Annotated in this window: 10 protein-coding genes; 3 read left to right on the forward strand and 7 right to left on the reverse strand. The window is 73.4% G+C overall.

Annotated features, from left to right (window positions below; translation table 11 throughout):
• Position 1 precedes the first annotated feature (1 nt).
• Genes ETU37_RS17025 through ETU37_RS17040 form a run of 4 tightly spaced genes read right to left on the reverse strand, consistent with a single transcriptional unit; the run spans position 2 to position 3,751 of the window.
• The gene (locus tag ETU37_RS17025) at positions 2 to 661 is read right to left on the reverse strand and encodes a histidine phosphatase family protein (RefSeq protein WP_129988552.1); all 660 of its coding nucleotides are present in this window, start codon (positions 659 to 661) and stop codon (positions 2 to 4) included.
• A complete protein-coding gene (locus ETU37_RS17030; RefSeq protein ID WP_129988553.1) occupies positions 661 to 1,752 on the reverse strand; it encodes a phosphotransferase family protein in 1,092 nt (363 codons plus the stop codon). Before ETU37_RS17030 ends, ETU37_RS17025 begins: the two co-directional genes overlap by 1 nt.
• Entirely contained in the window at positions 1,749 to 2,504 is a 756-nt protein-coding gene (locus ETU37_RS17035) for an SDR family NAD(P)-dependent oxidoreductase (protein WP_129988554.1), read from the reverse strand. The genes ETU37_RS17030 and ETU37_RS17035 overlap by 4 nt, the downstream gene beginning before the upstream one ends.
• The gene (locus tag ETU37_RS17040) at positions 2,501 to 3,751 is read right to left on the reverse strand and encodes an acyl-CoA dehydrogenase family protein (protein WP_129988555.1); all 1,251 of its coding nucleotides are present in this window, start codon (positions 3,749 to 3,751) and stop codon (positions 2,501 to 2,503) included. Before ETU37_RS17040 ends, ETU37_RS17035 begins: the two co-directional genes overlap by 4 nt.
• Positions 3,752 to 3,818: 67 nt before the next feature.
• On the opposite strand from ETU37_RS17040, the gene ETU37_RS17045 reads away from it, so the two are divergent.
• Both ETU37_RS17045 and ETU37_RS17050 read left to right on the forward strand, forming a co-directional pair.
• Positions 3,819 to 4,382 carry a TetR/AcrR family transcriptional regulator gene (locus ETU37_RS17045; RefSeq protein WP_129988556.1) on the forward strand — a complete coding sequence of 188 codons (564 nt, stop codon included), beginning with the start codon at positions 3,819 to 3,821 and terminating at the stop codon, positions 4,380 to 4,382.
• A gap of 10 nt (positions 4,383 to 4,392) precedes the next feature.
• Entirely contained in the window at positions 4,393 to 4,920 is a 528-nt protein-coding gene (locus tag ETU37_RS17050) for a hypothetical protein (protein ID WP_129988557.1), read from the forward strand.
• Between the two features lie 16 nt (positions 4,921 to 4,936).
• Here the strand turns inward: ETU37_RS17050 and ETU37_RS17055 are convergent, their stop codons facing one another.
• Genes ETU37_RS17055 through ETU37_RS17065 form a run of 3 tightly spaced genes read right to left on the reverse strand, consistent with a single transcriptional unit; the run spans position 4,937 to position 9,688 of the window.
• Positions 4,937 to 6,508, reverse strand: coding sequence for a hypothetical protein (locus ETU37_RS17055; RefSeq protein ID WP_129988558.1), 1,572 nt, complete (start codon positions 6,506 to 6,508; stop codon positions 4,937 to 4,939).
• On the reverse strand, positions 6,483 to 7,199 hold the full coding sequence (locus ETU37_RS17060) for an ABC transporter ATP-binding protein (protein WP_129988559.1): 717 nt from the start codon (positions 7,197 to 7,199) through the stop codon (positions 6,483 to 6,485). The genes ETU37_RS17055 and ETU37_RS17060 overlap by 26 nt, the downstream gene beginning before the upstream one ends.
• 50 nt (positions 7,200 to 7,249) lie before the next feature.
• A complete protein-coding gene (locus tag ETU37_RS17065) occupies positions 7,250 to 9,688 on the reverse strand; it encodes a SpoIIE family protein phosphatase (protein WP_129988560.1) in 2,439 nt (812 codons plus the stop codon).
• Between the two features lie 160 nt (positions 9,689 to 9,848).
• Here ETU37_RS17065 and ETU37_RS17070 point away from each other — a divergent pair.
• On the forward strand, positions 9,849 to 11,081 hold a 1,233-nt coding region (locus ETU37_RS17070; protein WP_240755794.1), incomplete at its 3' end, for a HAMP domain-containing protein.

An 11,081-nucleotide genomic window follows, 5' to 3' on the forward strand; every position in this document is an offset into this window, starting at 1 on the left:
CCTAGCGGTAGGTGAGGAGGCTCGGCTCGGCCTCCAGGTGGCTGTGGTCGTTGAAAGTCACGAGGGAGGCGCCGCGGCGGCCGTGGACCACCTTGGTGACCGAGGAGTTCACGACGACGCGGGAGAGCCGCGCCCAGACGGGCACGCCGCCGTCGAGCAGCGACGCGGTGACCCAGGACACCGGCCCGCCGGAGGTGAACACGACAGCGGTTCCGGACGCGTCGACCCGGGCGAGCGCACGGGCCAGGGCCGCGTCGATCCGGGAGCAGAACGTCGGGAAGTCCTCGTGGTAGTCCGCGTCGTGCTCGCCCGACGCCCACCGGGAGATGAGGTCGTCGGCGCGGGCAACGCGTTGCTCGTAGGTCTCGCCGGGGACGAAGGCGAAGTCGGGCATCCCGGCGATCGTGGTGACGTGGTCGAACTCGTCCCAGCCGTCGTCCTCCTCGACGGCCGCGGTCCAGCCGGCGGCCTCGATCGTGGCGTCGGCGGTCTCGCGGTGCCGGCGCAGCGCCCCGCGCACGACGAGGTCGGGCCGGACCCCGCGCGCGGCCAGCGCCCGGCCCAACGCGCGTCCCTGCGCGTGCCCGGTGTCGGAGAGCACGTCGTAGTCGTCGGCCTCGAACGACGCCTGGCCGTGCCGGACCAGCAACAGCACACCCATCAGCCGCCCGCCTCCTGGACGAGCCGCGTGCAGCGGGTGTCGAGGTAGCGGACCACCTGCAGGAACTCGCCGTACGCCGGGTTGGTGGTCTGCCCGTGGTGGAAGCGGTAGTAGATCTGCTGGGCGATCACCGCCAGCCGGAAGAGCCCGAACACCTCGTAGAAGCGCCACCGCTCCGGCGGCACCTCGTGACCGGTGCGCGCGGCGTAGCCGGCCACCATCTCCGCACGCGTGAGCATGCCCGGGAGGTGGCTGGGCTGGCGGCGGATGGCGAGGTACGCCGGTTCGTCGTCGGCCTGGATCCAGTAGGCCATCGCGCCGCCGAGGTCCATCAGCGGGTCGCCGAGGGTGGCCATCTCCCAGTCGAGGACGCCGGTGATGCGGGCGGCACCGGTGCCGAGCCCGTCGAGCACCACGTTGTCGAGGCGGTAGTCGTTGTGGATCACGGTCGTCGCGACGTCGGCCGGCTGCTGCGCGTCGAGCCACGCCATCACGGCCTCGAGGTCGCCGACGTCGTCGGTGCGGGCGCGCCGGTAGCGCTCGGACCAGCCGCCGACCTGGCGGGCGACGTACCCCTCGCCCTTGCCGAGGTCGTCGAGACCGGCGGCGTGCACGTCGACCTGGTGCAGCTCGGCGAGCACGTCGAGGAAGGTCTCGCACAGGGCGCGGGCGGCCGCCTCGTCCAGCGCGACGTCACGCGGCAGGTCGGCGCGGACGATCGTGCCGGGCAACCGCTCCATGACGTAGAAGTCCGAGCCGATGACGGCCTCGTCCTGGCAGAACGCGACCATCGCGGGGACGTAGGGGAAGACCGGGGCGAGCCGGGACTGGATGGTGTGCTCGCGGCCCATGTCGTGGGCGCCCTTGGCCTTCACGCCCGCCGGCGGGCGGCGCAGGATCAGCGAGCGCCCGCTCGGCCAGTCGAGCCGGTAGGTGAGGTTGGAGGCACCGCCGGCGAACTGCGTGACGTCCGGGGTGCCGTCGAGCCCGGTCGCGTCGTCGGCGTGCTCACGCAGCCACGAGGCCACCGCGTCGACGTCGAAGGCGTCCTCGTCCCTGACCGCACCGGCCGGGTTGTGCTCGGTCGTCATGCCTTTCTCTCCTTGAGCCGCGCGGCGGTCCGCCGCATCTCGGCGTCGTAGGCCGCCCGGTCGTGCTGCTTGAGGGCGACCGCCTGGCGGGCGGGCTCGTCCGGGACCACGAGGTCCGCTCCCTCATCGATGCCCCGCAGCACCGCGGCGGCGATGTCGTCGGCGGTGATCGGCGACTGCTCGACGAGCTGCGCGACCTTGGCGGCGACGTCGGTGTCGGAGCCGGCGCCGTGCCGCATCAGGTCGGTGCGGAAGTACGACGGGCACACGGCGGTGCAGCCCACGCCGTACGGCGCCAGCTCGTGCGACAGCGTCTCGGAGAACGCGACGACCGCGGCCTTGACGGCGTTGTAGGAGCCCATGCCGGGCGGGTGCACGAGCCCCGCCAGCGAGGCGATGTTGACGATCCGGCCGCTGCCCTGCCGCTTGAGCAGCGGCGCGAAGGCGCGGCTGCCGCGAACGACGCCGAGCAGGTTCACGTCGACGAGCCGCTGCCACTCCTCGATCGTGCAGACGTCGACCCGACCGCCGCCGGCGATGCCGGCGTTGTTGACCAGCACGTCCAGACCGCCCCAGTCGCCTTCGACGCGCTCGAGGGCGACCGCCCAGTCGGCGTCGTGGGTGACGTCGAGGGCGAGGCCGCCCTCGGGCGGCGTGCGGTCGGTGGCCAGCACGTCGTCGCCGCGGGCTCGGAAGGCCGCGGTGAGTGCCGCGCCGAGCCCGGAGGCGGCGCCGGTGACGAGGACCCTCATCGGTACTTCGCGAGCTCGAGCTTCGCCACGACGCCGCGGTGCACCTCGTCGGGACCGTCGGCGAGCCGCAGGGTGCGGGCGCTGGTCCAGGCCGCGGCGAGCGGGAAGTCGTCGGAGACGCCGCCGGCGCCGTGCAGCTGGATCGCCATGTCGATCACCTGCTGGGCCATCAGCGGGACCGCGACCTTGATCTGGCTGACCTCCGAGAGCGCGGCGCGGCTGCCCTGGGTGTCGAGCTTCCAGGCGGCGTGCAGGACCAGCAGCCGGGCCTGGTCGATGGCGATCCGGGCGTCGGCGATGCGCTCGGCGTTGCCGCCGAGCTTGGCGAGCGGGCGGCCGAACGCGACCCGCTCGGTCGCCCGGCGGCAGGCCAGCTCGAGGGCCTGCTCGGCGAGGCCGATCAGGCGCATGCAGTGGTGCACGCGGCCGGGCCCGAGCCGGCCCTGCGCGATCTCGAAGGCACGGCCTGGGCCGAGCAGGATGTTGCTCGCCGGGACCCGGACGTCGTCGAAGGAGATCTCGGCGTGGCCGAGCGGCTCGTCGTACAGCCCCATGGCCGTGAGCCGGCGCTCGATCGTGACGCCCGGGGTGTCGCGCGGCACGAGCACCATCGTGTGCCGGCTGTGCCGATCGGCGTCGGGGTCCGTCAGGCCCATGAACACGAAGATCTTGCAGTCGGGGTTGCCCGCACCGGTCGACCACCACTTGCGGCCGTTGACCACGACCTCGTCGCCGTCGAGCACCGCCGTCGCGGCCATGTTGGTGGCGTCGGAGGAGGCGACGTCGGGCTCGGTCATCGTGAACGCCGACCGGATCCGCCCGTCCAGCAGCGGCTCGAGCCACCGCTCGCGCTGCTCGGGGGTGCCGTACTTGAGCAGCACCTCCATGTTGCCGGTGTCGGGCGCGTTGCAGTTGAGGACGAGCGGCGCGATGAACGACCGGCCGGTCTCCTCCGCGACCGAGGCGTAGTCGACGTTGCTCAGGCCGGTGCCGCCGTCGGTGCCGAACCGCTCGGCGTAGTCGCCCTCGTGACCGGCCGGGAGGAAGAGGTTCCAGAGGCCCTGCGCCCGGGCCTTGGTCTTGAGCTCATCGAGCACCGGCAGCGGCTGCCACGGGTCGCCGCCGGACTCGCGGAGCCGCGTGATCTCGCGGTGGTAGTCGTGCTCGATCGGCGCGATCTCGGTGTCGACGAAGGTGCGGACGCGCGCGGCGAGGTCGGCGGCCCGGGGCGAGGGGCTGAAGTCCATGCGGTTGACCCTAGAGCCTTGTTGAGCAATGCTCAACAGCGTGACGGTCGGGACGACGAGGACACGGATGTCGCGAGACGACCGTCGTCGCCAGCTGCTCGGCATCGGACTGTCCAAGCTGGTCGAGAAGCCGATCCAGGACCTGTCCCTCGACGAGGTCGCCGCCGAGGCCGGGATCTCGCGCGGGCTGCTGTTCCACTACTTCCCGACCAAGCGTGACTTCCACCGCGCGTGCATCGAGGCCGCCGGCCGGCGCATCCTGCGCAACACGCGGGCCGACGACGCACTCGCCCCCGACGCCCAGGTGGCGGAGATGGTGCGGCTGTTCGTCGAGCAGATCGACCGGCGCCGCGACTTCTACCTGTCCCTCGTGCACGGCACCGGGTCCGCGGACGTGTCGCTGGTCGAGGTGTACGACGCGATCTGGGCGGAGGCCACCGACCGGGTGGTCGCCGCGCTCGGCGTCGCGCCGGAGCAGGCGCGGGTGGTGCACGCCTGGTGGGCGTACGTCGAGGACCACGCCCTGACCTGGTCGGCAGAGCCGCCGGCCCGCCGTACGACGTCCGAGGCGGCGCTGGTCGCGCACTGCACCGACGCCCTCGCCGCGCTCCTCGCGGTCGGCCGTCGCTAGGGTCGAAGGCATGTCTCCCGCTCCCCGCCTCGCCGTGCTCGCCGGACTGCTCCTGTCCCTGACCGCCTGCGGGGGTGGCGACGACGAGGCCGCCTCGAAGGCGATCTCCGACTCGATCATGAAGGAGCAGGAGGGCGCGCAGCAGAGCGTGTTCACGATGAAGCGCGAGGAGGCCGACTGCATCGGCGAGGGCTTCGTCGACGAGATCGGCGTCGACAAGCTGAAGGAGTACAAGTTCCTCGACGAGAACCTCAAGGCCAAGCCGATGACCAACGTCGTGATGGAGCCCGACGACGCCGAGGCGGCCACGGACGTGCTGTTCGAGTGCGCCGACGTCCCGGCCCTGATGAACGAGGCGCTGGCCTCCGGGGGTCAGATGGACGAGAAGACGAAGGCCTGCCTCGACAAGGTGCTGACCGAGGACAAGCTGAAGTCGATGTTCACGCTGATGTTCAGCGGCGAGCAGGAGAAGGCCAACCAGGAGGTCATCCAGCCGCTCACGGAGTGCGCGACCGCCGGCCTTCAGCCGCAGGACTAGCCGGGACTGACCGGGGCTAGCTGGCGACCGTCGCGACGACCCGGCTTCGGGTCTCGGGGTCGGCCCACGCGTTCGACGTGGAGATCAGCTTGCGTGTCGAGAACAGCACGAACGGGACCGAGAGCAGCAGCGACCAGTACCACGGGGCGAAGGTCGCGACCCCGAAGACCATCCCGGTGAGCGTGGTCGAGAAAGCCAGGCGCGCCGAGTAGCCGACCATCACGACCGGCGGGGCCGGGGTCGCGCGGGCGCTGCGCAGGTCGACGGCGAACGGCGCCTTCACCGACCACCGCAGCGCGGTCGCGACCACCTGGATCGTCACGACGATCCCGCAGCAGACCACCGCGAGCACCCGGGACAGGGTCGGCTCACCCGCGCGCACCGCACCCATCAGCAGCGTGAGGGTGGTGACGAGGAGGAGCACCTCCATCAGCACCACCGCGCGGGACGCGAACCCGAGCCGGGGCGAGACCGGCACGCTGTCGCGCCAGAGCGCTCCGCGGCCGTCGAGGCACCAGGCGTTGACGCCGAAGAGCAGTGCACCGCCGGACGCGACCAGCCCGGGCAGGATGCTGAGCATCAGCCAGTCCAGGCCGCCGGCGAGGGCGACCAGCCCCGGCAGAAGGGCCAGCACCGCGAGACCGCGGCGCAGCGGCACGGACCGCCAGATCGCCACGCGGTCGGTGCGCAGCAGCGCGACGAAGTCGGAGGTGGGGTTGCCCCTCGCCTCCCGGACGGAGCTCTCCTCGCGCAGCTCGTCGCGCGCGGGTCGGCGCACCACCGCTCCGGCCGCGATCGCACCCAGGGAGACCGCCACGAGGGTGATCGCGAGCAGGGCAGCCACGACCTGGAGCCACGGCCAGACCTGCGCGTCAGCGCCGTACAGGACGCCGAACAGGATCCGTACGGTCGGGCTCTTGTCGAGGACCTTGACCAGGTTGTCGGTGACGATGAGCAGGCCGAGGCCGAGGGCCAGCGCGATCGTGATCAGCCGCACGGTGAGGACACCGCGGTAGCCACGACGGATCCACTCGATGGTCCAGGCCGCTACCTGGGCGATCGCGGTCGCCGCGGCGAGCCAGATGAGCGTGGGCGCCAGGGCGAGCGGCAGCGTCCAGCGGGGGCCGACGACGTACGCCGTCGCGCCCAGCAGGGTCCACGCCTGGACGATCCAGGCGATGTTGAGCGGCGCCATGAGCAGCGCGCCGAGGTGGTCGGTGGTCGCGCTGACCGGGTACGCGACGCCCTGCTCGCGCGGGAGCAGCTCGCGCCCGCCCCCGGAGGCGGCGGCGGAGATCATGGCGATGACGAGGACGCCGACGTAGCCGGAGGGCAGCAGGAGCAGCACGTCGGACCGGCGCTCGTCACCCTCGGGCAGGAACGCCGGGAACCACGCGGCGACGACGGTCAGCGCCAGCATGGTCGAGGTGACCAGGACCAGCGCGGTGCGCGACCGGCCGCGCACGGACGCGGCCCGGAAGCGCAGCAGCGGGCCGACGTCGCCGACGGCACGGCGCTGCTCGCGCAGCCATGACGTGCGGCGGCTCGCGGAGGGCGGCGCCTCAGTCGAGGAGACTGCGGTAGGCACGCGCACCTTCCTCCCCGGACATCTGGGCGGCGGGAAGCTGCGCCACGGCCTGGCCGCCGCGCAGGACGTAGGTGTCCTGGCACGCCTCGACCGCGAGCTCGCGCAGGTGGGTGGAGACGAGGACGGCGGCACCCTCGGCGCGCGCGTCGGCGATGACCTCCATCGTCGCCTCGACACCGAGCGGGTCGACGCCGTCGAAGGGCTCGTCGAGGAGCAGGACCTTGGGCTTGTGGAACGCGGCGAGGATCACCGACATGCGGCGGCCCATGCCGTGGGAGAAGCCGGCGGTGACGCGGTGCGTGGCGGCGCCGAGGTCGAAGCGCTCGAGCATGTCGCGGGCGCGGGCCTCCCAGCCGACCTCCATGCGGCGCAGCCGGGCGGCGAGCTGGAGGTGCTCCCACGGCGTCGCGCGCGGAACGAGGCCGCCGACGTCGGGGCAGTAGCCGGTGAGCCGCTTCACCGCGAGGGTGTCCTGCCGGATGTCGAGCCCGGCGACGCGCACCAGGCCTCCGGTCGGCGGGATGACACCGGCGAGCACGCGCATCGTGGTCGACTTGCCGGCGCCGTTGCGGCCGAGGAGGGCGGTCGCCGTACCGGCGGGGACGGACAGGTCGATGCCCTGGACGGCGTCCACGGGCCCGAAGCGGACCCAGAGGGCGTCGACGTCGACGAGGGGGGCGGTGCTGCTCACCTGGCTCATTGTCCCTGTTGCGTTACTGCCGCGCCCCGGATTCGCGGGAATCAGGAGCCGTCCGGCACGCGGAGGGCGAGGATCGCCATGTCGTCGCGGTGCGCGCCCGGCACGAAGTCCAGGACCAGGCGGAGCACCCGGTCGGCGACCGCCTGGGCCGGCCAGCCGGCGGCCGCCACGAGCTCGGCCTCCATCACGCCCTCCTCGCCGAGCATCCGGGTGCCGTCGCGACGCTCCAGCACGCCGTCGGTGACGGCGACGAGGAGGTCGCCGCGGCGCAGCTCGAGGTGGTCCTCGGCGTACGCCACCCGCTCCTCGACGCCGAGCAGCGACTGCGGGCGGCCGACCTGCTCGACCCGCCCGTCGCGCACCAGGAACGGCGGCGGGTGCCCGGCGACGACCAGGTCGAGCCGGGCCCGGCCGTCGCGCACCGGCTCGATCACGCCGCAGACGAGGGTGAGGAACCGCGCCCGCTCCCCCTCGTCGAGGATGGCGGAGTTGAGCCGCTCCAGGGTCACGCCCGTCGGGAAGCCGGCCAGCGCGAGCGCGCGGATCGTGTGCCGGGCCAGCCCGGTGACGGCCGCGGCCTCGGCGCCGGTGCCGCAGACGTCGCCGACCACCCAGCACCAGCGGCCGTCGCCGAGCGGGAACAGGTCGTAGAAGTCGCCGCCGGCGGTGGCGCTCTCCCCCGCCGGCTCGTAGACCACGCCGACGTCGATCCCTGGCGGGACCTCGATCGACGGGGGCAGCAGGCTGCGCTGCAGCGCCTGGCCGGACGCCTGCAGCTCGCCGTGCGCGCGGGCGTTGTCGATCGCCATCGCCGCCCGGCGGGCCAGCGACTCGGCCACCTGGAGGATCTCGCCGGTCAGCGGCGCGGCGTCGGGCCGGCCGAGGGTCAGCCAGCCGATCTCGCGCCCACGCACCGTCAGGGGAAGGGTCTGCAACGGTCCCCGGAGCGCCTCCTCGCGGGAGCTCTGGAGCTTCTCGGCCTCGGTCACCTCCAGCACCTCGCGCAGCAGACCGACCTGCAGCTCGTCCTCGTGCCAGACCTGTGCCAGCGCGAGATGACCCCGCTCGTCGCGGAGGTGGATCGCGCACCAGGACGCCAGCTGGGGTACGACGACCTGCCCGGCCAGCGCCATCGTCATCTCCTGGTCCAGGGAGCCGGCGAGCAGCACGCCCGCCTCGTCGATCAGCCCGAGCCAGTGCCGCCGCTCCAGGTTCGCGGCGCGCAGCCGCGCCCGGTCGGTGGCCATCGCCAGCGAGGCGGCGGCCCGGACCAGCAGCGCCGCCTGCCCGTCGTCGGGGCCCGCCGGGTGCGCCAGGCCCGCGCCGAGCGCGCCGACCACGCGACCCTCCACCACCACGGGCACGACCAGCAGCGAGCGGCAGCGGGTGCCCTCAAGGAGGGGCACCTCCCCCTCGGCGAGGTCGAGCTCGACCAGCGGCAGCCGGGGGTCGGACCGGTTCAGGGTCCCGCGCGCGTCGCGGTCCGTCCGGAGCCCGCGCAGCCGGGCGTCGAGGCCGCTCACAGCCACGATCTCGAGCTCGGTGTCGAAGTCGCGGGCGAGCAGCAGGTACGTCGCGTCGGCCCCGACCACGTCGCGGCAGCGCTCGACCGCGAGGTCGAGGTAGTCGTCGAGCCCGAGCTGGGTCAGCGCCTCGTCCCGCAGCCCGACCGGGTCGGAGGCGGCCGCCGAGGCGGGGGCCGCCGCGCGCTGGAGCAGCCCGCGCTGCTCGGCCGGCACGAGCAGCAGCACCGAGCCGTCCCGGCCGAGCACGACGTGCTGGGCCGCGTAGACGGGCCGCACGCCGCCGCGCTTGGTCCGGAGCCCGAGCTCGCCCTGCCAGTGCTCCGTCTCCGACGGCCCGTCGGGCCCGGACCCTGTCCCGTCGACCAGCTCGCGCCAGGACTCCCCGACGACGTCCGTGGCGGTCCAGCCCAGCAGCCGGGCGGCGTCGTCGTTCCAGCCGCGCACCAGGCCGGACGCCGTCAGCTCCACGACCGCGACGAGCACGCCACCCGCGCCGTCGACCTCGGCGACCCCGGCGACCTCGGTGAGGCCGGCGAGCTCCGCGGGCGCCGGACCCGGGAGCGGCGCCCGGTCGAACTCGACCCAGACCCGTTTCGCGGTGTCCGTGTAGGCGACCCCCCAGGACGAGGAGACGGCCCCGGTGATCATCAGGCCGCGGCCGTGCTCGGCGTCGTCGACGGCGCGCGCCACGGTGGGGGCGAGGGTCCGGCTCGGGTGCAGGTCCTGCACCTCCAGCCGCAGCCGGGAGTCGTCGAAAAGCAGCCGCACCTCGACGGTCGTGCCGGCGTGCAGCACGGCGTTGGTGACCAGCTCGCTGGTCACCAGGATGGCGCGGTCGGCCAGGTCGGCCGCACCCCACGCCTCGAGCTCGCGCCGGACGAACCAGCGTGCCTCGGGCACCGAACGCTCGTCCGACGGGAACCCTCGGATGCTCTCCCTCGCTGTGCTCGGCATCGAGGCTCCTGCTTCTCATTTCCCCGCCGAGGTCATGGTGACAGACTGCAGCGGGGCCGTGTGTCACGGATCACACCCTTCGAGGAGGGGCGGCGCGATGCCACCTGCAGCAACCACGACACGGACGGGGAGGACGACGAGGGCTCGGGCACCCCGCGTCGTGAGCGAGGAAGTACAGCTTCGGCGACTGCTGGAGGCGCTGACCGCGATGCGCGACGGCAACTTCCGCCGACGGCTCACCCCGGCCTCCGACGGGGTCCTGGGCGAGCTGGCCCTGGTCTACAACGACATCGCCGACCGCCAGCAGCACCTGGCGTCCGAGCTCGCGCGGGTACGGCGGGCGGCGGGACGCGACGGGCGGCACGACGAGCGACTGCAGCAGGGCCACGGCGAGGGCGCCTGGGCCGCTTCGGTCGAGGCCGCCAACGGGCTGGTCGCCGACCTGGTCCGCCCCACCGGGGAGCTGGCCCGGGTCGTCTCGGCCGTCGCCCAGGGCGACCTGACCCAGCGCATGGACGTGGGCAACGTCGGACAGCCGCTGCGCGGTGAGCCGCTCCGCCTCGCGCGCAGCGTGAACCTGCTGGTCGGGCGGCTCTCGTCGATCGCCGACGAGATCACGCGGGTGACCCGCGAGGTCGGCACCGAGGGCAAGCTCGGCGGCCAGGCCAAGATCCGTGGTGCCGACGGCAGCTGGCGCGACCTGATCGACGCGGTGAACACGATGTCCTCCCGGCTGACCGACCAGGTCCGCGACATCGCGCTGGTCACGACCGCGGTCGCCAACGGCGACCTCTCCCGGACGGTCACGGTCGAGGTGTCCGGCGAGATGGAGCAGCTCAAGGTCACCGTCGACCGGATGGTCGACCAGCTCTCGTCGTTCGCCGACGAGGTCACCCGCGTCGCCCGCGACGTCGGCACCGAGGGCCGCCTCGGCGGCCAGGCGGTCGTACCCGGGGTCGCCGGCACCTGGCGCGACCTCACCGACTCGGTGAACCTCATGGCGTCGAACCTGACCAGCCAGGTGCGAGGCATCTCCTTCGTCGCCCAGGCGGTGGCGCGCGGCGACCTGACCCAGCAGATCACCGTCACCGCGCGCGGCGAGGTGGCCGAGCTCGCCGAGACGCTCAACTCGATGACCGCGACGCTGCAGACCTTCGCCGACGAGGTCACCCGCGTCGCCCGCGAGGTCGGCACCGAGGGCATCCTCGGCGGCCAGGCCGCCGTACCCGGTGTCTCCGGCACCTGGCGCGACCTCACCGACTCGGTGAACTTCATGGCCGACAACCTGACCAACCAGGTGCGCGACATCGCCCAGGTCACCACCGCGGTCGCGCGGGGCGACCTCAGCCAGAAGATCACCGTCGACGTGCGCGGCGAGCTCGCCGAGCTCAAG

It is taken from the genome of Nocardioides iriomotensis, from assembly GCF_004168035.1.
Classification (GTDB): domain Bacteria; phylum Actinomycetota; class Actinomycetes; order Propionibacteriales; family Nocardioidaceae; genus Nocardioides_B; species Nocardioides_B iriomotensis.

Excerpts from the sequence above, each read along its gene's own strand:
- ETU37_RS17040 (WP_129988555.1), bottom strand. The coding sequence starts at position 3,751 with ATGGACTTCAGCCCCTCGCCCCGGGCCGCCGACCTCGCCGCGCGCGTC.
- ETU37_RS17065 (WP_129988560.1), bottom strand. The coding sequence starts at position 9,688 with ATGCCGAGCACAGCGAGGGAGAGCATCCGAGGGTTCCCGTCGGACGAG.
- ETU37_RS17050 (WP_129988557.1), top strand. The coding sequence starts at position 4,393 with ATGTCTCCCGCTCCCCGCCTCGCCGTGCTCGCCGGACTGCTCCTGTCC.
- ETU37_RS17025 (WP_129988552.1), bottom strand. The coding sequence starts at position 661 with ATGGGTGTGCTGTTGCTGGTCCGGCACGGCCAGGCGTCGTTCGAGGCC.
- ETU37_RS17045 (WP_129988556.1), top strand. The coding sequence starts at position 3,819 with ATGTCGCGAGACGACCGTCGTCGCCAGCTGCTCGGCATCGGACTGTCC.
- ETU37_RS17030 (WP_129988553.1), bottom strand. The coding sequence starts at position 1,752 with ATGACGACCGAGCACAACCCGGCCGGTGCGGTCAGGGACGAGGACGCC.
- ETU37_RS17035 (WP_129988554.1), bottom strand. The coding sequence starts at position 2,504 with ATGAGGGTCCTCGTCACCGGCGCCGCCTCCGGGCTCGGCGCGGCACTC.